Source organism: Micromonospora sp. NPDC018662, from assembly GCF_044391475.1.
Classification (GTDB): Bacteria; Actinomycetota; Actinomycetes; order Mycobacteriales; family Micromonosporaceae; genus Micromonospora.
On record NZ_JBISAC010000019.1, the window covers coordinates 41,520 to 66,133 of the forward strand.

The 24,614-nt window shown below is 72.0% G+C and carries 22 protein-coding genes; 14 read left to right on the forward strand and 8 right to left on the reverse strand.

All coding sequences use genetic code 11. From position 1 onward, the window contains the following. Positions 1-64: 64 nt before the first annotated feature. From ACH495_RS31025 to ACH495_RS31035, 3 genes are read left to right on the forward strand one after another with little or no spacing between them, the layout of a single operon-like run. Positions 65-406, forward strand: a complete 342-nt coding sequence (locus ACH495_RS31025) for a CATRA system-associated protein (protein WP_396861269.1) — start codon at positions 65-67, stop codon at positions 404-406. Continuing rightward, entirely contained in the window at positions 403-1,857 is a 1,455-nt protein-coding gene (locus ACH495_RS31030) for a CATRA conflict system CASPASE/TPR repeat-associated protein (RefSeq protein ID WP_396861270.1), read from the forward strand. Before ACH495_RS31025 ends, ACH495_RS31030 begins: the two co-directional genes overlap by 4 nt. Before the next feature lie 30 nt (positions 1,858-1,887). Beyond that, entirely contained in the window at positions 1,888-3,255 is a 1,368-nt protein-coding gene (locus ACH495_RS31035; RefSeq protein ID WP_396861271.1) for a hypothetical protein, read from the forward strand. On the opposite strand, the gene ACH495_RS31040 is transcribed toward ACH495_RS31035, so the two are convergent. From ACH495_RS31040 to ACH495_RS31050, 3 genes are read right to left on the reverse strand one after another with little or no spacing between them, the layout of a single operon-like run. After that, positions 3,248-5,578, reverse strand: a complete 2,331-nt coding sequence (locus ACH495_RS31040) for a hypothetical protein (RefSeq protein WP_396861272.1) — start codon at positions 5,576-5,578, stop codon at positions 3,248-3,250. The two genes, ACH495_RS31035 and ACH495_RS31040, sit on opposite strands and share 8 nt — an antisense overlap. Next, positions 5,575-6,732 carry a VWA domain-containing protein gene (locus tag ACH495_RS31045; protein ID WP_396861273.1) on the reverse strand — a complete coding sequence of 386 codons (1,158 nt, stop codon included), beginning with the start codon at positions 6,730-6,732 and terminating at the stop codon, positions 5,575-5,577. The genes ACH495_RS31040 and ACH495_RS31045 overlap by 4 nt, the downstream gene beginning before the upstream one ends. Beyond that, positions 6,729-7,574: an AAA family ATPase gene (locus ACH495_RS31050; RefSeq protein WP_396861274.1), complete on the reverse strand. Its 846-nt coding sequence runs from the start codon at positions 7,572-7,574 to the stop codon at positions 6,729-6,731. The genes ACH495_RS31045 and ACH495_RS31050 overlap by 4 nt, the downstream gene beginning before the upstream one ends. Positions 7,575-7,984: 410 nt before the next feature. Here ACH495_RS31050 and ACH495_RS31055 point away from each other — a divergent pair, with 410 nt between their 5' ends. Together ACH495_RS31055 and ACH495_RS31060 are read left to right on the forward strand one after the other, a co-directional pair. After that, entirely contained in the window at positions 7,985-8,869 is an 885-nt protein-coding gene (locus ACH495_RS31055; protein ID WP_396861275.1) for a hypothetical protein, read from the forward strand. Further along, the gene (locus tag ACH495_RS31060; RefSeq protein ID WP_396861276.1) at positions 8,866-9,861 is read left to right on the forward strand and encodes a hypothetical protein; all 996 of its coding nucleotides are present in this window, start codon (positions 8,866-8,868) and stop codon (positions 9,859-9,861) included. The genes ACH495_RS31055 and ACH495_RS31060 overlap by 4 nt, the downstream gene beginning before the upstream one ends. A 30-nt stretch (positions 9,862-9,891) precedes the next feature. Here ACH495_RS31060 and ACH495_RS31065 read toward each other — a convergent pair whose 3' ends face one another. From ACH495_RS31065 to ACH495_RS31075, 3 genes are all read right to left on the reverse strand, one after another. Then, positions 9,892-10,365, reverse strand: coding sequence for a DUF6114 domain-containing protein (locus ACH495_RS31065; RefSeq protein ID WP_396861277.1), 474 nt, complete (start codon positions 10,363-10,365; stop codon positions 9,892-9,894). 2 nt (positions 10,366-10,367) lie between these two features. Beyond that, positions 10,368-10,997, reverse strand: coding sequence for a DUF6230 family protein (locus ACH495_RS31070; protein WP_396861278.1), 630 nt, complete (start codon positions 10,995-10,997; stop codon positions 10,368-10,370). 176 nt (positions 10,998-11,173) lie between these two features. Then, a complete protein-coding gene (locus ACH495_RS31075; RefSeq protein ID WP_396861290.1) occupies positions 11,174-11,917 on the reverse strand; it encodes a TetR/AcrR family transcriptional regulator in 744 nt (247 codons plus the stop codon). Between the two features lie 180 nt (positions 11,918-12,097). Here ACH495_RS31075 and ACH495_RS31080 point away from each other — a divergent pair, with 180 nt between their 5' ends. From ACH495_RS31080 to ACH495_RS31090, 3 genes are all read left to right on the forward strand, one after another. Continuing rightward, positions 12,098-12,784 carry a Tat pathway signal sequence domain protein gene (locus ACH495_RS31080; protein WP_396861279.1) on the forward strand — a complete coding sequence of 229 codons (687 nt, stop codon included), beginning with the start codon at positions 12,098-12,100 and terminating at the stop codon, positions 12,782-12,784. Between the two features lie 182 nt (positions 12,785-12,966). Continuing rightward, a complete protein-coding gene (locus ACH495_RS31085) occupies positions 12,967-14,265 on the forward strand; it encodes an aspartate aminotransferase family protein (RefSeq protein WP_396861291.1) in 1,299 nt (432 codons plus the stop codon). Beyond that, entirely contained in the window at positions 14,262-15,752 is a 1,491-nt protein-coding gene (locus tag ACH495_RS31090) for a CoA-acylating methylmalonate-semialdehyde dehydrogenase (protein ID WP_396861280.1), read from the forward strand. The genes ACH495_RS31085 and ACH495_RS31090 overlap by 4 nt, the downstream gene beginning before the upstream one ends. Here ACH495_RS31090 and ACH495_RS31095 read toward each other — a convergent pair. Then, positions 15,724-17,076 (reverse strand): acyltransferase, encoded by a 1,353-nt coding sequence (locus tag ACH495_RS31095; RefSeq protein ID WP_396861281.1) that lies wholly within the window; start codon positions 17,074-17,076, stop codon positions 15,724-15,726. The two genes, ACH495_RS31090 and ACH495_RS31095, sit on opposite strands and share 29 nt — an antisense overlap. A 145-nt stretch (positions 17,077-17,221) precedes the next feature. On the opposite strand from ACH495_RS31095, the gene ACH495_RS31100 reads away from it, so the two are divergent. Then, complete coding sequence (locus ACH495_RS31100; protein ID WP_396861282.1) at positions 17,222-17,776, forward strand: hypothetical protein; 555 nt, start codon at positions 17,222-17,224, stop codon at positions 17,774-17,776. A 481-nt stretch (positions 17,777-18,257) separates the two neighbouring features. Here ACH495_RS31100 and ACH495_RS31105 read toward each other — a convergent pair whose 3' ends face one another. Continuing rightward, positions 18,258-19,244: an N-acetylglucosamine kinase gene (locus ACH495_RS31105; RefSeq protein ID WP_396861283.1), complete on the reverse strand. Its 987-nt coding sequence runs from the start codon at positions 19,242-19,244 to the stop codon at positions 18,258-18,260. A gap of 158 nt (positions 19,245-19,402) precedes the next feature. Between ACH495_RS31105 and ACH495_RS31110 the strand changes: the two genes are divergently transcribed. Genes ACH495_RS31110 through ACH495_RS31130 form a run of 5 tightly spaced genes read left to right on the forward strand, consistent with a single transcriptional unit; the run spans position 19,403 to position 24,466 of the window. After that, complete coding sequence (locus tag ACH495_RS31110) at positions 19,403-20,350, forward strand: MurR/RpiR family transcriptional regulator (RefSeq protein ID WP_396861284.1); 948 nt, start codon at positions 19,403-19,405, stop codon at positions 20,348-20,350. Next, positions 20,347-21,096, forward strand: a complete 750-nt coding sequence (locus ACH495_RS31115) for a sugar isomerase domain-containing protein (protein ID WP_396861285.1) — start codon at positions 20,347-20,349, stop codon at positions 21,094-21,096. Before ACH495_RS31110 ends, ACH495_RS31115 begins: the two co-directional genes overlap by 4 nt. A gap of 25 nt (positions 21,097-21,121) precedes the next feature. Further along, positions 21,122-22,531, forward strand: a complete 1,410-nt coding sequence (gene ngcE, locus ACH495_RS31120; RefSeq protein ID WP_396861286.1) for an N-acetylglucosamine/diacetylchitobiose ABC transporter substrate-binding protein — start codon at positions 21,122-21,124, stop codon at positions 22,529-22,531. Positions 22,532-22,554: 23 nt separating this feature from the next. Further along, positions 22,555-23,496: a carbohydrate ABC transporter permease gene (locus tag ACH495_RS31125; protein ID WP_107156895.1), complete on the forward strand. Its 942-nt coding sequence runs from the start codon at positions 22,555-22,557 to the stop codon at positions 23,494-23,496. A 13-nt stretch (positions 23,497-23,509) separates the two neighbouring features. Continuing rightward, the gene (locus ACH495_RS31130) at positions 23,510-24,466 is read left to right on the forward strand and encodes a carbohydrate ABC transporter permease (protein ID WP_396861287.1); all 957 of its coding nucleotides are present in this window, start codon (positions 23,510-23,512) and stop codon (positions 24,464-24,466) included. Positions 24,467-24,614: the final 148 nt, after the last annotated feature.

A 24,614-nucleotide genomic window follows, 5' to 3' on the forward strand; every position in this document is an offset into this window, starting at 1 on the left:
CCGGCGTCGGTACGCCGCTGACGGGCGACTTCCCCGGCGGCGTCCTCGCCTATGGTGACTGTCGATGAACGAGACCGGTGCTCCTGACCCCGCCGCCATCCTGCAATTCGCCATCGACGCGTTGGACGACATTCGCGAGGCGATACTGTCGCCAGAGAAATGGGATCGGTTCGGCAACTACCTGGTGCTGATGAATGAGGCGCTGGATCGGCGCGACCTGGCCGCCGTCAATCGGTGTCGACAGCAGATCGAGGCGCTCGAGACCCTGCTGGGCACGGCGAAACTCCCCAAGGAGCCCGAAGAGCGGCAGCCGGTGCCGCTCCGGGAGCAGGGCGATCATCTGAGCGACCGACTTCGCCGGATGAAGGGGGACGGGTCGGGGCCGGACGACCGCCGAGGCCGATGAGGCTGCACGCGTACGCGCTCAACGCGTACACCTTCTTCGACGGCGTCCGGGACACCGGTATCGCGTCGCGGATCATTGCGGCCTGCCGCAGGCTCGGCATGGAGGAGCCCGACCGCGTGCCGCTCGTGCACGCCGACGGCCTACGGTTCCGGCAACTCCTCACCGCCCCAGGCGACGGCACGTGGCAGGCGTTGCGGTACGCCACCGCCCGCCTCGACGCGTTCCTGGTCTGCCTGGCGCCCGTCGATGGCAGCGAGGACTGGCGGGAGCTCGACCGGAGGTGGCGGAAGGCGGTGGGCGCGGCGACCGGCGAGGACTGCACCGGTCGGGTGCGGCTGTTCTACGCGCTGTACGACGGCGACGGTGACGCCGACCGGCTCGCCGCCGCGGCGGACGCCGCGCTGCCGGCCGGCGCGACGATCCGTGGGGAGGAGCCGACCGAGCCGGTGCCCGGCACCTATCTGTGGGAGGTCCCGTCCCCCGACCCGGATCGCCTGGAACGCGTCCTCGTGCTGCTCGCGCCCACCGCTATCAAGTCGCTGAGCGACTCCTGGGTGTGGCCGGACGGCGACGCGCGACTCCGGCCGCTGCCCGGCTACCTCTGGGAGATGGCCAAGGTCCGCCACGAGGCCCGCCGGTTCGCGGAGCGCCGCTCGCAGGACCGACAGGCCCGGTTGTACGACCTCGCGTCACGCGTCGAGGACAGCGAGCGGACCGACCCCGAACCGACCGACGCCCGCGAGGAGCGGCTGCGGAAACTCCGGCGGGAGACGGCGTTGGGCGCCGCCGACGAGGCCGACCTGCGCATCATGTCCCGGACGGTCACGGCCGAGGAACACAACGCCCGGCTCTGGCTGCGCGAGTGGGCGGGCACGCTCACGGTGCCGGACCGTCACGCCTGGGCCGAGGGCCTGGCCGGGCCGGTGGCCGCGGACCTGGCGTACGTGGCCTGGCTGCTGACCGAGATCGACGACGCGGCGGACACGGCGCGGAACACCGTGGCCTACGCGGAGCCGATGGCGCAGATCGGCGCCGCCGACCTGGAACGGCGGCTGCGCGCCCTCGCCGAACGCAACGAGTTCCTGACCGCGCTGCACACGTCGGTGCTCGCCGCCGTCGGCCTGCTGCTGGCGGCGTCCCAGTCCCTCAGCTACGACTGGCCGATGTACGCGTCGCTGCGGGCGCCGTTCATCGTCTCGGTGGCCGCCGGCGGGCTGCTCCTGTTGCTCGCCGCAGCGCTCCGGTCGACCCGCCGGTTCCTGGTCGGCCTGGCCGCCGGCGGCTTCGCCGCGTCGGTGACCTGGTTCGTGGTGACCTGGTTGGTCCGGTGGCAGACCGCGCATCCGCCCACCGCATCGGTCACCCGCGGGTGGTCGGCCGCCGCCGCGGTGGTGGCGCTCGCCGGCTGGCTGGGCCGACGGGCGATCAGGTCCCGACGTGAACGGCGATGACCCACCCCGACCACGACCGTAGGAGGATCCGTGACCGTGATGAGTGCCGAGCGCCTGGAGGAGCTCTGCCTGGCCCTTCGTCGACGCCAGATCGAGTGCGACGACGATCTGGTGGCCGCCATCGAGGCTGACGTCGAGGCGTACAAACGGGATCCGGCGCCCCAGTTGCCGCCGAAGGACGTCGCCGAGCTGCTGCCGTTGATGGGGTGGCTGATGTACGAGGCGACCTGGTTGGCCGTGCAACGGATTCCGAACGGGTTCACCGAGACCGGGGGTGACGCCCTGGCGAGGGCGCGGGAGAATCACGAGCGGGTGCTGCGGATCGCGAACGCGGCCCGCGACCTGCCGTGGCCGGAGTTCTCCCCACGGGCGTTGGGCGCGCTGCGCTCGCTCGCGCTGGCGGAGTCGAAGGCGGACACGGAGGAGTCCTACGTCCGTGCCCAAGCCGTTCACGGGGAGGCCCGCGAGCGTCACGGGAGCCATCTCACCTACCACCGGGAGAACCCCGAGGTCTCCCGCGCCTACGACGAGATGCTGGTCCAGCTGGCGTTGGCCGAGACCGGCACCGCCTGCCGGATCGCCGAGCGGGTGATCGATCGGTGGGCCGAGGAGTTCGCGGTCGCCGACGCCGGGGCGGACCGGCAGCGCCGTGAGGAACGCATCCAGATCATCTTCAGCGACCTGGCCGAGGGCGCTGCCCGGGGTGAGCAGGCGCTCGCGGCGGTCGAACGCGTCGCGAAGCTCGGTTTCGTCGACGAGCCGACGAAGGAGAAGCTGGCGCTACACGCCAGCTTCGTGAACCCCGGGATCATGACCGCCCGGGCCATCCAGCTGATGCTGGGGTTGTACCCGGAGATGCAACGGCTCGGCTACTTCCCGCTCGGCGACGACGACTCCTGGGACGACAGCCGGAAGGCGCTGTGCGCGCGCTTCGACAGCGCCTACGAGTACATCGAGAAGCCCGTCCTCAACAGCAGGAACGAGCCGCAGGAGCCGCGCGACGACCTTCAGCTCGCCGTCGTGCAGATCCGGCTGGCCGCCGCGTTGCTGATGCCGGGCCGTCGTCTGCACACCAGGCTGACGTTCGCCCCGTGCCTGGCGCACGAGGTGCTCGACGACGACGCGGTGGAGGCCATGTCCGCCTGGTTGACGGAGACGGTCGTCGACCGGAACGGCCAGGCGAAGCAGCGCAGCACCCTCCGCGGGTTCGGTGGGGCGATCATGCCCAACTTCTTCGACGGCGTCGAGGAGTGCCGCGCGGCGTTCGGCGGCGGGCCCGGCTACCGCGCCTGGCGTGCGCGCTGGTTCATCCTGGACAAGTACGCCGCCGAGCCGGGCCGCGCCGAGCGGTTGTCGGCCGTGCTGGGGCAGCCGGTGCGGCGGACCCGTCCTATCTGACGTAGGCGTTGAACAGCGCCCAGTTGGCGACCGACTCGCTCGGCAGGAAGTGGAGCTGAGCGAGCCGGAGCGCGTGGTCGAGCCGGATCCCGGACCCGGACTGCCGGATGAGCCCGACGAGGTGAGCGGCCATCCGGCTGGTCGGGAGCTTCGCCACCTCCTCGATCGCGGCGGCGACGCAGCGCCCACCGCCGGTCAGCACGGCCACGACGAGGCCGACCGGCTCGATGTCCTCCACGTTGGTCACCGCGCCCACCCGGCACGACACCAACAGGGCCGACGTGGGCCAGCGCAGGGCCAACGCGTACGCCGCGGACAACTGGCCGTTGGTGTCCCTCTCCTCCGGGAGGAGCAGGTGCTGATCCAGGCCGTGGCCCTCCCCGTGTGCCTTGATGTGGATCAGTCCGCACTCCGTGCCGTGCCGGAGCGCCACGCTGATCCGCGGGTACGCGTCCGACGTGGTCTGCCGTCCGTCCAGGGAGCAGAGGCTCAGGGGGACCCTGCCCTCGACGGACTCCAGGTCCCAGGCCTCCCGGTCCAGGAGGACCGAGGGGCCGCCTTCGGCCGGCGACACCAATCGGACCAGCGCCGGGCCGGTGACCACCGGCGGCGGAGACTCGGAGAGGCACGTCAGTACCGGAGTGTGGGTCAGTACGGCCCGGTGTACCAGCCGGGTTCCTCCCCGGTCGAGCATGAGCGCCGCCCAGGGCACCAGGCACAGATCCTGGTGTGCCGAGATCACCAGCTCCAGCGGGTCGTCGGTGACCGCGTCGAGCCGGCGGCGGAGTTCAACCGGTAGCAGGTCGACGGCCAGTCGATACCAGTCCGGCGCACCCAGGTCGAGGTCGAATGGCACCTCCGGGTCCCGGGCCCGTCGGCTCGCGACATAGTCGGTGAGCTGGTCGCCGGGGTCGAAGCGCGCGAAGAGGACGCCCTCGCCCGGTGCGATCAGGGAGCGGAACCAGTTCGTCCCGGTGGTGAGGCTCTCCGGGAGTGCGGCGAAGTCGAGCGCGTACCGCGCGCCCACCGCCCGGCGCAAAGCGGTCAGATCCGTCGGGGTGGGCAGCGTCATCTCGGCGAGGATCGGGTTGACCCGCTTCTCGATCCGGCGGTGCAGCGTGGCGAGCGTGCCGTCCTGCGTCTCGCGCTGCTCGGGCAGCTTGTCCGCATCCGCCGTCTCATCGAGCGCGGCGACCCGTTCGGCGCGGAGGACTTCGTCGATCAGGCCTTCGAGTTGGGTGGGTAACAACGACGCCTCGGCACGCATCTGCGCGGCCAGCCCGGTCTGCTTGGCCGCCAGGCACACGCGCAGCCCCACCTCGGCGGCTTCCGGACCGCGCAGGGTGTCGGCCAGCAGCGCGATGTCGCCGTAGATCCGCCGGAACGCCGTCGACAGCGGCGTGCGGGCCCGGGAGATCACTCCCCACCGTCCGCGGATCCGTTCGGCCGTCTTCAGTGCCTCCGCCGCGAGGGTGACCGCGCGGTCGTTGCCGTCCTCCGTGAGCGCCAGCAGTTCGGCAAGCGTGAGGGCCAGCGAGAGTTCGTAGACGTCGTGCCGGGTGTCGGCGATCCGCAACTTCCGCAGGTGCTCCGACGCTTGCGTCATCCGGGTGACGGCTCTGTCGGTGGCGTCTTTGTCGGTGTCGGCGGTCGCGTGATCCGCCAGCGCCAGGATGAACCCGTAGCGATGCCGGGTCGAGTAGGACCTGGCCTCGGAGGACTCCCAGTAGGCGGACAGCTCGCCGAGCGCGCTGTGCACCTCCGCGGCCTGGCCCAACTCGAGCAGGCAGGCGCCGGCTTCGAACTGGATGTCGCCGGCGCGTGGCTCCGCGCCGGAGCCGAACAACGCCTCCGGGCTCAGGGCCACGGCCATGGGCAGCGCGTCCGCCGGCCGGCCGGCGGCCCGGAGGCTGCGGATGAGCCGGTAGGTGACAGTCACCTCGGCCCACCGGTCGCGCACCGGCCCGCCGGCCGGGCGGAGCTCGTCCAACGCCTTCTCGTACAACCAGTCGATGGCGGGTGTCGAGGGCAGCGGGTGGCCGAGGAATTCGCAGAACCTCAGGATGGTGGCGGCGTTCGCGTAGCCGTCCCTGCGGAAGGCCCAGTCCCGGTCGATCTGCCCCGCCCACTGGCGCCGGGTGTGCGCCTCGACCAGATAGCGCTCGACCGCGGTCCGCAACAGCGCTTCCTCGGTCTCGAACAACTGTGCCTTGTGGTCGTCCTTCCGGACGATGACCAACGCCTGTTCGGCGTCGTGGGCGAGCTGCAACATGGTGTCGCGAACCAGGGCGCGACGCACCGCGGGGGGAAGGGTCCGGGTCATGTCGGGACACTCCACTTCCGGTACTCACGATGACGCCGGCAGTGCGGCTCGCAGGCCGGGCACGCCAGCAGCGCGGCGAGGGAGCGCAGAGCCGTCGCGTCGGCCGTGGGGACCAGTTGGACGTACGGAAGGCTGTCCTTGAGCGCCGGCGCGTGCGGAACGAACCAGGGCTCGCCGGACCTCGGATGCCCCCAGATCACCCGGTGGGCCAGCCGGGACAGCCGACTGACCTGTGCCACCAGGGGCGCCGGATCGGCGTTTTCCCACCCGTCCGAGACGATCACCAGGTTGGCCGATCGCACCACGCGGTGCCCTCCCCACACCTGACCGAAGGCGGTGACGGTGCTACCGAGCCGGGTACCGGCGTCCCAGTCCGTGCGGCGGGCGGCCAGCGCGTCCATCGCCGCCTGGGGGTCGCGCGACCGCAGTTCGCGCGTGATCCGGTCGAGCCGGGTGCCGATGGTGAACACCTCGGTCGTCAGCGGGGCGGCGGCGACCGCGGCGTATCCGAACCGCAGCAGCAGGCCGCGGTGCGCCCGCATGGAATGACTGAGGTCGAGCAGCAGGACCAGGCGGCGTCGCGCGTGGAGACGGCGGCGGTACCACAGACGGGTCGGCTCACCGGCGGTGCGCATCATCGTCCGTGCGGTGCGGGACACGTCGACGTGCCGCCGCCCACCGGCGGTGCGGCGCATCGTACGGCGCAACGGAACCGCCGTGGTGAACGCGTCGACGAACGCCTCCATCTCGGCGAGGTCGCCGGCGCTCAGCCGCCACGGCGACGGCGCCGCCAACCGTTCCGCCGAACCGGCGCGGGAGCGGTCCGCTCCGGGATCGCCACCGTCCTCGGCCGTCTGCTCGCCCGTCGCCTCCCCGATCAACTCCGAGCCGAGCGGTACGGACACCGACGGTTCGGTGGACGCGGCGGGACGGAGCCAGGCGGCGAACACGGCGTCGAAGATCGGCAGGTCCTCGCGCCGGGAACACAAGGTCAGCCGTGTCGCCCAGTAGATCGCGTCGAGGTCGAGCCGCTGGTACGCGCCGAGCGCGCGCAGCGCGGTCGACACTCGTGCCACGTCGACACGGAGACCGGCGGTGCGTAGCCGCCCGGCGAAGTCGACCAGCTCGACGACCGGGTCGACGGCGACGGTCACCTGACCGCCCGCAGGACGCCCCGGGCCCGCTCCTCGTCCTCGCGCTGCTTCACCAGCACGCCGAGCGCGTCGTCGGCGGCATCGGCGACGGTACGCCGGCCGAGAGCGACCGCCGCGCGGGCGAAGGCGATCGACTCGGCGACGCCGGGCGGCCGGATCAGCGGCAGTTTCCGTAACTGCGTCATGGCGCTCGCGATCTGCTCGGCCAACGGGGTGCCGGCCACCTCCGGCACATTGCGCCGGATGATCTCCGCTTCGGTGTCCGCGGTCGGATGATCGACCCAGTGGTAGACGCACCGTCGTTTGAGGGCGCCGTGCACTTCGCGGGTGCCGTTGGAGGTGAGAATGACGAAGGGCGGCTCGTCGATGGTGATCGTCCGATAGTCGGGAATGGTGAGGGTGTCGCCCTCCAGGACTTCGAGCAGGAATGCTTCGAACTCGTCGTCGGCCCGGTCGATCTCGTCGATGAGCAGCACCGATGGTCGTTCCTCCACGGCCTGGAGGATCGGCCGGGGGATCAGGAACTCCTTCCGGTAGATCGACTCGCCGTCCGGCGTGCCGCGCAGGTGCAGCAGTTGCCGAGTGAAATCCCACTCGTAGAGGGCCTGGGAGCGGTCGATGCCGCTGTGACACTGCAACCGGATCGGCTTGACGTTCAGCATCTTGGCGATCTTTCGGGCCAGCACCGTCTTTCCCACGCCGGGATCGCCCTCGAGGAACAGCGGCAGCTTGAGTTGCTTCGCGAGGAAGATCGCGGCCGAGAGCCCGGGCTCGGCCAGGTAGTTCAACGTCGCGAGTTCCTCGGCGATCCGTTCCGGAGTGGAAAAGGAAGCGTTCGGCATCGGTCGAGATTCGATCAACACCGTACCTCTGTCGATCCTATGAACGGCTGATCCGACGTTACTGATCGTTGGATCGGGTTCGTCCGCACCGGATCTGTCCGGTGTGACGGTGATCGGTGTTGCCAGTCGGCGGTGGACGTCGAACCGAACCGCGTGGCGCGGTCCGTCGTTTCGGCAGATCTGTCCTGACCGGCCATGATGCGCGGATCTGGGCGGCATTGCCGGCGACCGACGAGCGTCATTCTCGTCTACAGTGCGAGGCGCGGTCAGCACGCTCGGACCCGAACGCACGAGTTCCGTGAAGGAGAAGCATGGCCAGATTCGCTGCTGTCGCCCTTCCGACTTGCGAACCGAACTTCCGTCCGCAGGCGGCGGCCGACGAGATCCGCACCTGGATTTCGTCCCCGCCGATGCGTGCGCTGGTCGAGGAGTACGGCGGCGTCCTGCCGTCGGTCGACGTCGGTGCGCTGCTCGAGTGGCTCGATGCGTTCTCCGACCGGCACTGGAACTTCCGCAAGCGGGGCAACGTCGAGCGCGACCAGGTGACGGCGCCGACGTTCGAGCCGGGCCGGGCGGCGCTCGTGCTCGCCGCGGCGACCGCCCTGCGTCTGGTCGAGCCGGCCGACCCGCCCCGCGCGACCTACGACCACCTCTTGGTCCTGGGCGGCCTCGGGCGGGCCTGCCTGCAACGCACCGAGTACGCCGCCCGGCTGGTCCGCGACGGCGTCGTCTCGGTCGGCGCGGTGGCGGCGCTCGGCAGCTACCGGCCGTTGACCGAGGCGGAGACGACGCTGCCCGGCCTGGCCGACAGCCGGTTCGAGATGGACGCGATGGACGTCGGGGTGCGCGACGCGTTCGGGCTCGCGGAGCCCGCGGTGTGTGAGTCGTCCGACGAGATCGGGACGCACCGGTCCTGGCAGGTTCGCACCTACCGGGCCGATGGTTGTCCTCCGGTGCAGGTGCTTGCCGCGCCCTCCAGCGAGCCGGAGCAGCGGCGGGCGAACACCCCGGACACCTACGATTTCTGGACCCGCCGCTCCAGCCTGCGGCCGACCGACCGGATCCTCGTCGTCACCTCCCCGATCTACGTGCCGTTCCAGCACAGCGACGCCATCCGCATGCTGGCGGCCCGGTACGGCTGTGGGATCGACACGATCGGGTTCGACCCGGCGCGGTCCACGGTGCCACCCGCCGACGGTGCTGCCAACCCCGACCGCTACCTCCAGGAGATCCGATCCGGGATCCTGTCGATGCAGCGGCTGCACCAGGCCCTGGCCGGGAGCCTGGCCGCGTGACGACGGCGGTCTTCGCCGCGGTGCCGCTGCCCGCCACCGGCCCGCCGGCCGGCCGCGTGGTCGGGTCCGCCGCCGGGTCGGCGTCGCCGGACCGGGCCGGCATCGTCGAGGGGATCGCCTCCTGGGTGGACTCGCCGGCCATGACCGCGCTGCTGGACGAGTTCGGCGGTGGGTCCCGGCCGGGTCCGCTCGGTGACCGTCTGGACGCGCTGGAGGAGTTCTCCGCCCGGTGGGACCACCGGAAGGGGCTGCTGGAACGGCATCAGGTGGTGGGGGAGAGCTTCGCGGCCCCCGTCGACGCGCGCATCCGGTCGGCGGCGCGGTCGCTGGGGTTGGCCGGCCGCGTGATGCCGCGTAGCCGGTCGTTCGACCACATCCTGGTGCTCGGCGGTGGCGTACGCACCATGATGGCCCGTGCGCACCTGGCCGCCACGATCCTGCGCCGGGGGGTGCGCGCCGGCTCGGTCGCCGGGCTGGGCAGCCTGCGGCCGATCCCCGAGCAGAACGTGATCGCCGGCGGGCTCGGGCTGGGTGACGTCGCGACCGAAGGCGACGCGGTCGACGAGGCGCTGCGGTACGCGTTCGGCGCGGCACCGGCCACCGAGCGGCGCTCCGGCACCACCGAGGCCGGCCAACCCTGGTGGGTCCGGTCCCACCCGGACGTGGACCCGCCGGTGCACGTGCTGGCCGCACCGTCGACCCGGCCGGGCGAGCGGGCCAACACGGCGGACACGTTGCTCGGCTGGGCGGAACTGGTCCGGTCCGCGTCGGTCGGCACCCGACTGCTGGTGGTCACGACCGACATCTTCGTACCGTTCCAGCACTGCGACGCGGTCCGGCTGCTGGGCCTGCGGTACGGCTGTGAGGTGGAGACGGTGGGCTTCGACAGCACCGCGAACCGCTGGGTCCCGCCGCCGGCGACCTCCGCGATCCTGCAGGAGGTCCGCTCCGCCATCCGGTCCATGCAGGCGTTGTACCGGGCGGTCGCCTGACCGTCGTGTGGACCGGTTCGACCGTCGCGGTCAGCCCCGGTCCAGCGGGATGACCTCCGTCGTCTCCGGGGTGTCGTCGGCCGGCTCGCGGGGCGCGGGCGGCGGCGCGGTGGGCTCGGGCCGCCGCTGCTTGTCCGGCGTCCAGGCGAACGCGAGCGCGCCGCCGACCAGCGCCAGCAGCATGCCGATCAGGAATCCACCCAGGTTCGAGGTGAGCCAGGAGACCAGGCCGAGCAGCAGCGACAGCAGCGCGTAGAAGACCCGTTGCTGCGGGGTGGCGACGAGCAGCGCCCCGCAGAGCACGAGGATCGCCGGGACCAGGTAGGCGGCCAGTCCCTGCGGCCCGACGTGCAGCAGCACCCCGAGCGGCGCGCGCAGCGTCACCAGCATCTCGACGCCGCCGAGCGCGACGAGCAGGCCGGCGGTGAACGGCCGGGCCCGCCGCCAGCGGCGCCAGCGCCCGCCGGGGCGGGCGGCCGGCGCCGCGTGCTGTCCGACGGTCATCGTCAGCATCCGTCGGAGCTGAAGCCCATGTGCAGGTTGGGCAGCGTGAAGACCGCGGCGGTGGTGGCGTAGTTGTTCTGCCGCAGGTTGGTGATGGTCACCGAGTCGGCCTGCTGCGCGAACACGCCGGGGTTGCCCTTCACGCCGGGGACCTGGTCGACGGTGCTGGCGTCCTGCCCCACGTTGATGTTGCGGAACGAGGCGTTGCCGGCGACCTCGTCGCCGTCGACGACGAGCGTGCGGGCGGTGACCGGCTTGCCGGAGCCGCCGGCGGTGATCCGCAGGTTGATGCCGCCCAGGCTGATGCTCTGGCAGAGGTTGGTCAGTTCGGCCTTGTCGATGGCCGACACGATCACCACCACCTGGCCGCCGGTGTCGCCCTGGTTGGGGCTGTCCGGGATCATCTGGTCGAGCGTGGCGAACTGCTCGAACCCGGTGCCCTCGAGTTTGTCGGCGGTGACGGTGAACGGCATGCCGGAGATGGCGAACTGCGCGCCGAGCACGCCCTGCGCGGTCAGCACGACCATGCCGGCGGCGCCGGCCGCGACGGCGCCGAGCGTGACGGCGAAGCGGCGCCAGCGTACGCCGCTGCTCGGTGGGTCGGGCTCGATCGGTGCGGTCTGCTCCGACATGGCGGCTTCCTTTCGAGATCAATTCATTCGCGCCGATGTGAATTGGCTTCGCAGGATTTCGCGCCCGGGGCGCAGGCCGAAGTTACCGCTGGGTAAAGTGGCGGTCAACAGAGAGTTCGCCGGCATGTGCCAAATGTGGCCAAAGTGAAAAACCGCAGCGGTTTTTGATCGCCCGTTCAGTCGGACGCACACGGCGCGGTCGCGCTCGGACCGTCGTCCGGGCGGGTGCGCCGGGTGGCCCGGCGTGCGCCCTCGGGGCCGAGGAACGGCGCGGTGGCCGCGTACGTGAGCACCGGCAGCAGCAGCGGCAACTCCTCGGCCCGGCCCTGCGCCACCCGGGCGCGGATGGTGGCGTGGATGCCGCCGACCACCGTGGACACCAGCACGTCGCGGTCCACCCCGGCGACCGCCGGGCCGGGCCCGGCGTCGGCGAAGAACCGCTGGAAGCTGTGCAGCAGCGCGTCGCGTTCCCGGCGGGCGTCCGGGCCGGCGGCATCCACCTCGACCAATGCCATCCGGGCGAAGGCGGGCACGCTGGCCAGCACGTCGAGCAGGGTGCGCAGCGCCGCCCGGACGGCGTCCGGCCAGGCCGGCCCGGCCCCGGCGTAGGCGCCCTCCATGAGCTGCGAGACCACCGCGATGCCGTGCCGGTAGGTGGCGAGGAACGCGTCCTGCTTGCCGCTGAACAGGGCGTAGAAGGCCGGCCGGGTGACGCCGGCGGCATGGCAGATGTCGGTGACCCGGGCGTTGTCGTACCCCCGGCTGGCGACCTCGCGGACCAGCCCGTCGAAGAGGCGGTCGCGCTGGGTCGCCGCCACCTCCTCGGCCGGCAACCGGCGTGGGCCGCGCTTGATGGCGCGGTCCGGGTCGCGGCCGTGCCGGGCACCCGGCAGGGGCGCCGGCGGGGGCGGGCTCTGCATGGTCAAGATGTCGGCCTTCCGTGACGCGTTGACTTTACGACCCTCTGAGGTTTATAACTTTCGACACGCTCAGTTCACAGCCCGTCACCACTGGTGATCACCACGGAAGGGCTCGAACGGCCGTCATTATCGCCGTCCGGCTCCACCACCACCCCCGTCCCACCGCCGGAAGGAACCACCATGCCCAGGTACGGACGCATCGGCGCGGGCCTCGCCGCCCTGGCGCTGCTGACCGGTCTGGTCGGCGCCACCCCCGCCACCGCCGCCCCCTCCACCTCGCTGGCCAGCGCCGTGCTGACCTACCCGACCGCGGCCGGCACCGCCGTGTCGGTAAACGACGTCATCCAGGCCAGCCTGAAGACCGGCACCAGCGCGACGTTCTACTCCTCGGCCAGCGGCACCACCGGCGTCAAGTGCGCCGCGTCCACGTTCAGCGCCAAGGTGCTGAGCAACCCGACCGCTCCCGGCACCGCCACCGAGAGCCTCACCGCGCAGTCGTTCACGAGTTGCACCAGCAACATCTTCGGCACCACCGGGGTGCAGAGCGTGACCGTCAACAACCTGCCGTACACCACGTCGGTCACCAGCGGCGGCGTGGTCACCATCGCCGGCACCTCGACCGCGCCGATCCAGAGCACCGTGGTGCTGAACTCGCTGCTCGGCCCGATCACCTGCGTCTACCGGACCAGCACCAACACGCTCACCGGCGTGGCGGCCAACGCCACGAACTCGATCGCGTTCACCAACCAGACCCTGACCAAGTTCTCCGGCCCATCGCTCTGCTTCGGCACCGCGTACTTCACCGCGACGTACTCGCCGGTGCGCGACACCAGCAAGACCGGCAGCCCCGCGGTCTACGTCAACTGACCACCCGGCGCACGGGCCGGTGTCCGGCGGTTCGCCGGGCGCCGGCCCCCGCCGTGCGCCGGCCACCCATCGGGTACGTGGTGTCAGGTGGGCGGGGTCGCCGCGCGACACAGTGCCAGTTGTCCCGGCCCTGGCACGGTGGCAGCGTGCGGGAACCAGACCCGCCGCTGAAGGGTGCGCCGATGACCGACGACCTGCTGGCCCGGCACCGGGCCGTGCTCCCGTCCTGGATGCCGCTCTACTACGCCGAACCACTCGAACTGGTCGCCGGCTCCGGCCGCCGGGTGACCGACGCGACCGGCCGCAGCTACCTGGACTTCTTCGGCGGCGTGCTGACCAACATGATCGGCTACGACATCCCGGAGATCCGCGAGGCGGTGGAGCGGCAACTGCGCACCGGCCTGGTGCACAGCTCCACGCTCTATCTGATCCGGCAGCAGGTCGAGTTGGCCGAGAAGATCGCCCGGCGCTCCGGCATCCCGGACGCCCGCGTCTTCTTCACCAACTCCGGCACCGAGGCCAACGAGGCGGCGCTGCTGGTCGCCACCAACCACCGCCGGTCGCACCAGATCCTGGCGGTGCGCAACAGCTACCACGGCCGGTCGTACGCGACCATGGGCGTCACCGGCAACCGCGGCTGGTCGGCCAGCGCGCTCAACCCGTTGCAGGTGGCCTGGCTGCACTCCGGTGAGCGGCTGCGCGGCCTGCTGGCCCGGCTCGACGCCGACGACCGGGTCGACGCCGCCGTCGAGGACCTGCGCGAGGTGCTCGCCACCCAGACGGCCGGCGACGTGGCCTGCCTGATCGCCGAGCCGATCCAGGGCGTCGGCGGCTTCACCCACGGCCCGGACGGGCTGTTCGCGGCCTGGAAGAAGGTGCTCGACGAGCACGGCATCCTGCTGGTCAGCGACGAGGTGCAGACCGGCTGGGGGCGCACCGGCGAGCACTTCTGGGGCTACCAGGCGCACGGCGTCACCCCGGACCTGCTCACCTTCGCCAAGGGCATCGGCAACGGCTTCGCGCTGGGCGGCGTGGTCGGCCGGGCCGAGGTGCTGGAGGCGGTGCCGGCGATCAGTTTCTCCACGTTCGGCGGCAACCCGGTCTCCACCGCCGCCGGCAACGCGGTGCTCGACTACCTGCTCGACCACGACCTCCAGGCCAACGCGGCGCGGGTCGGCGCGATCCTCGCCGACGGCCTGCGGGCCGCCACCGCCGACCTGGACCCGGTCGCCGAGGTGCGCGGCAAGGGTCTGATGCTGGCCGTCGAGTTCGTCCGCCCCGGCACCGTCGAGCCGGACCCGGAGCTGACCGCCCGGGTCTTCGAGGCGTGCCGCGCCGGTGGCCTGCTGGTCGGCAAGGGCGGCCTGCACGGCAACGTGATCCGGATGGGCCCACCCCTGACCCTGACCGAGGACGAGGCCCGCGAGGGCCTGGCCATCCTGGTCGACGCGATCCGCTCGTCCGTCGGGACGGCGGCGTGAGCGTCATCGGGCACTACGTCGACGGCAAGCGGACCACCGGGGACTCCGAGCGGCGCGGGGACGTCTTCGACCCGGCCACCGGCCGGCGTACCGGTCGGGTGGCGCTCGCCGGCGCCGCCGACGTGGCCGGCGCGGTGGAGGCCGCCGAGCGCGCGGTCCGCGGCTGGCGGGACGCCTCGCTGGCCCGGCGCACCGCGGTGCTGTTCGCCGTCCGGGAGCTGGTGCACGCCCGTCGGGACCGGCTCGCCGAGGCGATCACCGCCGAGCACGGCAAGGTGCTCGCGGACGCCGCCGGCGAGGTGCAGCGCGGCCTGGAAGTGATCGAGTACGCCTGCGGCATCGCCTCGGCGCTGCGCGGCGGGTTCAGCGAGAACGTCTCCACCGAGGTCGACTCGTACAGCCTGCGGCAGCCGCTGGGCGTGGTCGCGGTGATCTCCCCGTTCAACTTCCCGGTGATGGTGCCGCTCTGGTTCGTGCCGGTGGCGATCGCCTGCGGCAACGCGGTGGTGCTCAAGCCGAGCGAGAAGGACCCGAGCGCGGCGCTGCTGCTGGCCGAGTGGTTCACCGAGGCGGGCCTGCCCGACGGCGTTTTGAACGTGGTCAACGGCGACAAGGAGGCGGTCGACGCGCTGCTCGACCATCCCGGCGTCCGCGCCGTGTCGTTCGTCGGCTCCACCCCGGTCGCCCGGTACGTGCACCAACGCGGCGCGCTGGCCGGCAAGCGGGTGCAGGCGCTGGGCGGGGCGAAGAACCACATGGTGGTGCTCCCCGACGCCGACCTGGACCTGGCCGCCGACGCCGCGGTCAACGCCGGTTTCGGCTCGGCGGGGGAGCGGTGCATGGCGATCTCCGCGCTGGTCGCGGTGGAGCCGGTGGCCGACGCGCTGGTGGACCGCATCGCCGCGCGGATGGGCCGGCTGCGCACCGGGGACGGCCGGCGCGGCTGCGACATGGGGCCGCTGGTCACCGCCGCGCACGCGGACCGGGTCCGCAGCTACGTGGAGTCCGGGATCGCGGCCGGCGCGGTGCCGGTGGTGGACGGGCGGGACGTCACGCCGGACGGCGATCCCGGCGGCTTCTGGCTCGGCCCGACGCTGTTCGACCACGTCACGCCGGACATGTCGATCTACACCGACGAGATCTTCGGCCCGGTGCTGAGCGTGCTGCGGGTCGGCTCGTACGACGAGGCGGTGGCGCTGGTCAACGCCAGCCCGTACGGCAACGGCACCGCGATCTTCACGAACGACGGCGGCGCCGCGCGGCGTTACCAGCACGAGGTGGAGGCCGGCATGGTCGGCATCAACGTGCCGATCCCGGTGCCGATGGCGTACTACTCCTTCGGCGGCTGGAAGGCGTCGCTCTTCGGTGACCTGCACGCGCACGGCGCCGACGGGGTGGCGTTCTTCACCCGGGGCAAGGTGGTCACCAGCCGCTGGCCGGACCCGCGCCACGGCGGGGTCAACCTCGGCTTCCCCACCCAGACCTGAGCACCCGCAGCAGTCCCGCCCCGGCCAGGTACGCGGCCAGCGCCGGGGCGGGCAGGCCGAGCGGCTCCGGCGCGGCCTTCGGCGCGAGGCTGTTCAGCAGCAGGCCGGCGACCAGCGCGGCGTACCCGACGACCGCCAACGTGGTGCGCAGCCGCCGGCCGCCGACGTCGGCCGGCCCGGTCGCGCGCGGGCGGCGGGTGCGGGCCTCGACCGGGCCGAAGACGGCGACCAGCGCGGCGAGCATCACGGCCAGGGCGAGCAGCCAGGGAATCCGCCAGCCCCACCAGGCCGCGGAACCGACCGGGGGAGTGGGCAGCACGCCGAGCGCGTCCAGCAGGCCGATGAGCAGGATCGCGGCGGTCAGGTGCCACAGGAAGACGGTGAGCACCACCGCGTTGACCGCGATCACCACCCGCCACGGGCCGGGCCGCCGCAGCCAGCGGCCGGCCGGGCGGCGCAGCAGCAGGATCAGCCCGAGCTGGGCGGTGGCGGCGGCGAGCAGCGCCAGACTCGGCGGCGCGGCGTTGTCCAGCCGCTCGCCCGGCACGTGCAGCATCGCCACCGGGTACGGCCCGACCACGGTCAGCAGCACCAGCGCGACCAGGCCACCGACGAGCAGCACCGCCCCGGCCCGGCGGGAGAGCGGCAGCCGGCGCCGGCGGGAATGCTCGGGTGACCGGGCGTCGAACCAGGCGAAACCGAGCTGGTGCACGGCCAGCCAGGCGAACAGGTAGTTGCCGTCGGCCAGACCGGCCGGGCCGACAAGCCGGCCGAGGTCGCCGAGCGCGACGAGCACGACCAGCACCGCCGGCACGGCGAGCCCGAACCGCTCGTGCAGCGCGTACATCGGCGGGGTCGACGCCACCACCACGAAGTAGGCGACCAGGAACCACAGCGGGATGGTGGCGAACCAGACCACGGTGCGGACCTGCCCCGGGTCGGCGTCGCGCACCGTGGCGACCGTGGCGCCGGCGGCCAGCACCAGCAGCAGCGCGGTGGTGGGCCGGACCAGCCGGGCGCTGCGGTCCACCAGCCAACCGGTCGCGGTCCCGCCCCGGTTGCGGCGAGCAGCCAGCGAGGCGGCGTTGGCGTAGCCGCCGACCAGGAAGAACACCGGCATCACCTGGGCCAGCCAGGTCAGCGGCCAGGCCCACGGCAGGTCGGCCAGCGCCGAGTGACCGGCCGGGCGGCCGTGGTCGTACCCGATCGCGGTGACGCCCCAGTGGCCGAGCACCACCATGGTGATGGCCAGCGCCCGGAGCAGGTCGACGTAGCGCTCCCGCCCCGGCGGCGTGCGCTCGGCGAGCTGCCGCAGGCGGCGCATGGGCTCAGGCTATGCCAGCCGAACCTGACCGGTACGGATAACCCGGTCGGCCGGGTGAGGTGGTTGCCACAGGCAACGGGACAGTGCGGATGATCGCGTTCCCCTAAGGTGGGCCGGCACGCTCATCTTATTGACAGGAAACTCCATGTTCTTTCTCATCTACACGCTACTGCTGCTGCTCGGCGGCATCGCGATGGTCGCCGTCGGCATCGCCATCAAGGAGCAGGGGACCGGCACCCGCGTCCTCAACGTGATCGTCGGCCTGGCCCTCTTCGCCTACGGCTTCTATCTGCTGTTCCTCTTCGACGGCGGCAGCTACCGGATCTTCATCTACGTCTTCATCCTGCCGGTCCTGCTGATCGTGCGGGCGGTGAAGGCCCGTAAGGAGGCGCGCGAGCAGGCCGCCGCGCACCAGTTCGCCGGCGCGCCGCAGCCCGGCGCGTTCCCGCCCGCCGGGCACGCCCACCCGGCCCCCGGCTTCCCGCCCGCCCCGGGGCAGCCCGCGCCGTACCCGGCCTCCGCCCAGGGGCACCCGGCGGCGCCGCAGGGACACCCGGGAGCGCACCAGGGCGCCACGCCGCAGGGGTATGCGGGACAGATGCCGCCGCAGCCGCCGGCGTACCCGTCGCAGGCCGGGCAGCCGGGCCAGCCGACGCCGCCGGGCTGGCACCCGGAGCAGCCGGGCCGGCAGACCGCCTGAGCAGGTACGGAGCGGGGGCCGGCCGTCGACGGCCGGCCCCCGCTCCGTACCCCGGGCCGGCTCGTGGGCTCATCCGGTACGGATGGTTCCCCCGTAGCCGGCTCGGCGTCGACCCGCACTGCGCTTCCGGCCTCGTCAGCCGACAAAGGTGCGGCGCGCGTTGACCGATTCTGATCGGCTTGGTCGCTGGCCCTTCCCCGAAGGACGTCCACCGAGCCGATCGGCGCGGCCTGTGGTCAGGTGGCGTTACGTGCGTCGACACCGTGTCCGGATGGTGCGGGGTGGTGGTGCCTTTCGAGCTGATAGCAGAAACGACTCGGTCGCCGCCGACGGTGGTGAGTCGTTGGTGAGATCAGCTCGAAAGGGTGTGCGTGGGCTTACCGTCCGTCGGCGCGGGGCGCGGGGCGCGGGGCGCGGGGCGCGGGGCGCGGGGCGCGGGGCGCGGGGCGCGGGGCGCGGGGCGCGGGGCGCGGGGCGCGGGTCAGGTCGGCGGGACGAGCCGGGCGTGCAGCGCGGTCGGGTCGGTGACCTCGGGCAGGTCCCGCGCGGCGAGCCAGGCGGCGGCCGCCGCGCCGTCCCCGGCGCCGTGCAACGGGGCGGCCGGCCAGCGACGGGCGAGTTCGGCGCGGACGGCGGCGGCCAGCGGGGTGTCGCCGGTGAGCAGGCCGCCGCCGAGCACCACCGGGTCGGTCGCGTCGGCGGGACGGATCCGGGAGACGCTCTCGGCCAGCAGCGCGGCGGCCTCGGCGATCAGCGCGGTGCCGGTCGGCTCACCCCGGCGGGCCGCGGCGACGACCAGCGGCGCGAGCCGGGCCAGCTCCACCGGCGGCCGCCGCGTCACTGCCTGCACCACCGCTCCGGCGGTGGTCCGGGGCCGGGCGTCCACCTCGGTCGTGCCGGTCAGTTCCGCCAGCACCTCGCGGGCCAGCTCTCCCGGCGTCTCGGCCCGGTCCAGGTCGGTCAGGAGCCGGCGGACCGCCTCCCGCCCGAGCCAGAACCCGGAACCGGCGTCGCCGAGCAGCCAGCCGTGGCCGTCGGCGGTGCGGTCCAGGCGGAGGTCGTGCACCTGGGCCGCGATCGCGCCGGTGCCGGCGATCAGCACGGTGCCGTCCGGGGCGGCGGTCCCGGAGGCGTAGGCGACCAGGGCGTCGCCGTGCACCGTGTACGGGCAGCGCAGCCCCGCCTCGGCCCACGCCCGGTCGAAGGCGGCACGCCCGTCCGGGTCGGCGAGGAGGCGGCCGGCGCCGGCGAGGCCGATCACGCCGGCGCGTACCCGGGTGGGATCGACGCCGGCGAGCGCCGCGCGGAGGGCGGCGAGCAGTTCGGCGGCGGCCCGTTCGGCGCCGTGGCTGGTCGGGTTGCCGCCGCCGGCCCGGCCGGTGCCCAGGGGTGTGCCGTCGAAGCTCACGGCGGTGGCGCGGGTGGACGTGCCCCCGACGTCGAGGCCGACCACGACGGTGTCCGACATGGTCATCATGCTGGCCGGCCGGACCCGACCGGCGCAAGATCGCGGGCGTGCGGCAGGTAACAGTTTGAAAACTTCGCCCACGGTCTTGACACGGAGGGGCCTTCAGTAAGAACTTTTACCACTAACAGTTAACACTCTTTTCCGAAAGGCTTCCGCCGATGGCCGAGCACGAGGTCGAGACTTCCGCGGCGACCGCGGTGGTCGATGCCGCGCCGGCCGACCGGCGGGGCGTCGACGGGGTGCTGGCCAGGGTCCGGGCCGGCGTGGGTGAGCTGACCGGGGCGCTGCGCCGGGTCGCTGAGCACGTGCTCAGCGACCCGGAGGCGGCGGCCCGGGCGACCATCGTCGAGCTGGCCGAGCGGAGCGGCACGTCGCCGGCGACCATCACCCGGTTCTGCCGGGCGATGGGCTTCGAGGGCTACGCCGACCTGCGGCTCGGCATCGCCGCCGAGACCGGCCGGGCCCGCTCGGCGGGCTGGACGGTCGACATCGGCCGGGAGATCCAGCCCGGTGACCCGCTGTCCCGGGTGCTCGACCAGATCATGGCCGCCGACACGCGGGCCATGCACGACACCGCCGCGCTGCTCGACCTGCACGAGGTGGAACGGGCGGCGGTGGCCATCGCCGGGGCGAACCGGGTGAACATCTTCGGCGCCAGCGGCAGTGCCCTGGTCGGCGAGGAGATGCAGTTCAGCCTGCACCGCATCGGGGTCGCGGCCTGGGCCTGGAACGACGTGCACGAAGGGCTGGCCAGCGCCGCGCTGCTGGGCGCCGGCGACGTGGCGCTCGGCATCTCGCACACCGGCCAGACCCGGGAGACCATCGAGCTGCTCGCCGAGGCGGGCAGCCGCGGGGCCACCACCGTCGCGTTGACCGGCTTCCCCCGCTCGCCGTTGGCCGAGCTGGCCGACATCGTCCTGGTCACCGCCAGCCAGGCCACCACGTTCCGGCCGGACGCGCTCTCCGCCCGGCATCCGCAGCTCGTCGTGCTCGACCTGCTCTACATCGCGGTGGCGCAGCGCACCCACGACCGCGCCCACGCGGCCTTCCGGCGTACCGCCCAGGCCGTCGACGGGCACAAGGCCGCCAAGGGGGGCCCCTCATGATCAGTGCCCAGCGGTACGCGGACGCCGTCCGACCGGTGCTCGACCGGCTGGTGGACAGCCAGGCGGACGCGGTGGACCGGGCGGCGGACCTGATCGCCGGCGCACTGCGGGCCGGCGGCGTCCTCCAGGCGTTCGGCGCCGGCCACTCGGAGGCGTTCGCCGCCGAGCTGGTGGCCCGCGCCGGTGGCCTGGTCCCCAGCAACCGGCTCTCCCTGCACGACCTCGTGCTGCACGGCGACGCTTCCCGCGACGTGCTGGCCGACCCCAAGCTGGAACGCGACCCGACGGTGGCGCACCGGCTGTTCGCGCTGGCGGCGCCGCAGCCCGAGGACGTGTTCGTGGTCGCCTCGCAGTCCGGCATCAACGGCTCGGTCGTCGAGCTGGCGACGCTGGTCAAGCGCGGCGGCCACCCGTTGATCGCGGTCACCTCGGTCGAGCACACCGCCCGGGTCGCCTCACGGCACCCCTCCGGGCACCGGCTCGCCGACCTCGCCGACGTCGTGCTGGACAACGGCGCGCCGTACGGCGACGCACTGCTGCCGCTCGAGGGCGGCGGCGCGGTCTGTGCGGTCTCGTCGGTCACCGCGGCGCTGCTGGCGCAGCTGCTGACCGCCGAGGTCGTACGACGGTTCCACCAGGCCGGAGAGGTGCCCCCTGTCTACCTCTCCGCCAACGTCCCCGGTGGGGACGAGCACAACCTCGCCCTCGAGTCGCGGTACGCCGGGCGCCTCCGGCGGACCGCCTGACCCGACACCACAAGGAGAGACAAAGATGTCGGTTATCCCCGAGAAGTCTGACCTGAGCCGTCGGACGCTGCTGCAGCGCGCCGGCGCGGCCGGCCTGCTGGCCATCCCGGCGGCCGGGCTGCTCAGCGCCTGCGCCGGCAGCGAGCCGAGCAAGTCCGACGGCGGCGGCACGGCCAAGAGCAAGGACAACCCGTTCGGCGTCAAGGACGGCAGCGCCGTCAAGGTGGTCGTCTTCAACGGTGGCCTGGGTGACCAGTGGGCCAAGGAAGACAAGGTCGTCTTCAACGCCAAGCACCCGAACGTCACGGTCAACATGTCTTCCACCCAGAAGATCAAGACCGAAGAGCAGCCCAAGATGGCGACGCAGCCGAGCGACCTGGTGATGAACTCGGGCGCCGACATGATGGACCGCAGCACGCTGATCAACGAGGGTGCCATCGAGCCGCTCGACGACCTGCTCACGGCGCCCGCCTGGGACGGCGAGGGCACTGTCGGCGACTCGCTGCTGCCGGGCACCGTCGGCGACGGCACCCAGAACGGCAAGTTCTACGTGGTGAACGTGGCCTACACGGTCTGGGGCAACTGGTACAACGCGGCGCTGTTCAAGAAGGAGGGCTGGACGGCGCCGACCACCTGGGACGAGTTCTTCGCCCTGGCGCCGAAGATCAAGGCCAAGGGCATGGCGCCGTACGTGCACGACGCGGCGCACGGCTACTACCCGCGCTGGGCGCTCTTCGCCAGCATCTGGAAGGCGGTCGGCAAGCAGGCCGTCGTCGACATCGACAACCTGAAGGACAACGCCTGGAAGGCCGACGGGATCGTCGCCGCGCTGGAGCCGTGGGAGAAGCTGGTCAAGGACAAGCTGCTGCTGCCCGGCAAGCTCGACCACACCCAGTCGCAGCAGGCGTTCCTCGACGGCAAGGCGGCGTTCATCCAGGTCGGCACGTGGCTGAAGAACGAGATGGCGGCGACCATCCCGCCCGGGTTCGAGCTGACCATGTCGGACTACTGGAGCAAGCCCGGCGACAAGGCCGCCAAGGACGTCTTCGCCGCCTCCGGTGAGGGCTTCGTGGTGCCGAGCAAGGCGCCGAACAAGGAGGCCTCGAAGGAGTTCCTGCGGGCCATCCTGTCCAAGGCCGGGTCGGCGAAGTTCGCCGAGCTGACCAAGTCGCTGGCCTCCACCAAGGGCTCCGGCGACAACGTCCAGGACACGGCGCTGGCCAGCGCGAACTCGCTGGTCAAGGGCGGCAGCGGCGAGCTGATCTCGGTGAAGTTCCCGGACTTCTACGCCGACCTGGACAAGGAGAGCCAGAACCTCTCCGAGGAGCTGATGGCCGGTCGGCTGACCGCGGCGCAGTTCGTCGACAAGATGCAGGCGGCCGCCGACAAGGTCGCCAAGGACTCGTCGATCAAGAAGCAGACCCGCACCGCCTGACGCTGTTCGAGGAAGTGAGTTCAATGCGGCACGGAGTCGCGCGTTTCGTCACGGGCTTCCTGGCCCTGCCCGTCGCGCTGTACCTGTTCTACGTGGTGTGGCCGTTCGCCCAGGCGGCGGGTTACTCGCTGACCGACTGGGGTGGGTACTCGGATTCCCAGCGCTTCGTCGGGCTGGACAACTACGTCCGGCTGTTCTCCGACGAGCTGATCCGGAAGGCGTTCTGGCACAACGTGTTCTTCCTGGTCACCGTGCCGCTGTTCACGATCGCGCTGGCCCTGTTCCTCGCGTTCCTGCTCAACGTGGGCGGACGCGAGGACAGGGCCGGCATCCGCGGGGTGTTCGGCTCCGCGCTCTACAAGGTGATCTTCTTCTTCCCGCAGGTGCTGTCGCTGGTGGTCATCGCCGTGATGTGGCAGCAGATCTACCGGACCGACGGGCAGGGCCTGATCAACGGCCTGCTGATCAAGATTGGACTGGTGGACGCGGACAACCCGATCGCGTTCACCGCCGACCCGGAGCCGTTCCTCGGCGTGCCAGCGGTGCTGTGGTGGCTGCTGCTCATCGCGGTGTGGAGCGGCGCCGGCTTCTACATGGTGCTCTTCTCCGCCGCCATGCAGTCGATCCCGAAGGACATCTACGAGGCCGCGATCCTCGACGGCGCGGGCCGGTTCCACACGTTCTTCAAGGTGACCCTGCCGCTGCTGCGGGACAGCATCTCGGTCGCCTGGGTCTACCTCGGCTTCATCGCGCTGGACATGTACGCGCTGGTCTTCGTCATGACGCCGAGCCAGGGCGGGCCGAACCACGCCAGCGAGATCTTCGCGTCGGTGCTCAACTTCACCGCGTTCCAGAAGGGCCAGTTCGGCTACGCCTGCGCGATGGGCGTCGCGCTGGCCATCTTCACGATCCTGCTCGCCGCCGTGCAGTTGAGGATCACCCGTCGTGACCGTATCGAGTACTGAAGGAGGCGCGGCGATGAGCACGGCGACACCCGATCTCGACCGGGCCGGACAGGCCACCACCGGGTCCGGGGCTGCCCCCGTACGCCGGGGGGAGCGGCACCGCGGCGGGGTCGGCTCCCGGATCTTCAACGGCTTCTCCCACATCTTCCTGGTGGTCTGGGCCGTGATGGTCATCTACCCGCTGCTGTGGGTGGTGATGTCCGCGCTCAAGGACGACTCGGAGGTCATCCGCGAGCCGCTGTCCCTGATCCCGAAGAAGCTGCACTTCGAGAACTTCGGCCGGGCCTGGACCGAGGGGCACCTCGGCTCGTTCTTCCTGAACACCCTGCTGGTGCTGGCCGGCAGCGTCACGCTGACCATGCTGCTCGGCTCGATGGCCGCCTACGCGCTGGCGCGCTTCGAGTTCCGCGGCAACCGGCTGATCTACTACATGTTCCTGTCCGGGCTGACGCTGCCGATCTACCTGGCCGCGGTGCCGCTGTTCAAGGGCGTCTACAACACCGGGGTCAGCTTCCCGCTGCTCGGCCCGAACAAGCACGTCATGTTGATCCTGGTCTACGTGGCCTGGTCGCTGTCGTTCACGATCTTCTTCATGCACTCGTTCTTCCGGACGCTGCCCGACTCGATCGCGGAGGCGGCCTCGGTGGACGGGGCCTCGCACACCCGCACGTTCTTCAGCGTGATGCTGCCGATGGCCAAGCCGGGCCTGATCAGCATCGGTATCTTCAACGTGCTCGGCCAGTGGAACCAGTGGTACCTGCCGACGCTGCTCATGCAGTCGGTGGCCGGTGAGCCGAAGCACCAGGTCATCGCGCAGGGGCTGATCGAGTTGTCGGTCAACCAGGGCTACAAGTCCGACTGGTCCGGATTGTTCGCCGGCGTCACCATGGCCATGCTGCCGGTCCTGATCGTGTACATCGTCTTCCAGCGCCAGGTCCAGTCCGGCCTCACCGCCGGCGTCGGCAAGTAACCCGCCCGCCGCCGCCCCCCGCCCCCCGCGCCCCGCCCCCCGCCCCCCGCCCCCCGCAGATTCACGGAGCTTGTCTCATCCTGTTTGTGCTGGTCGGGGGGTCTTGACGATGGTGTGGTGGGTGTCGAGTCGCTGACCACGGGCGTGG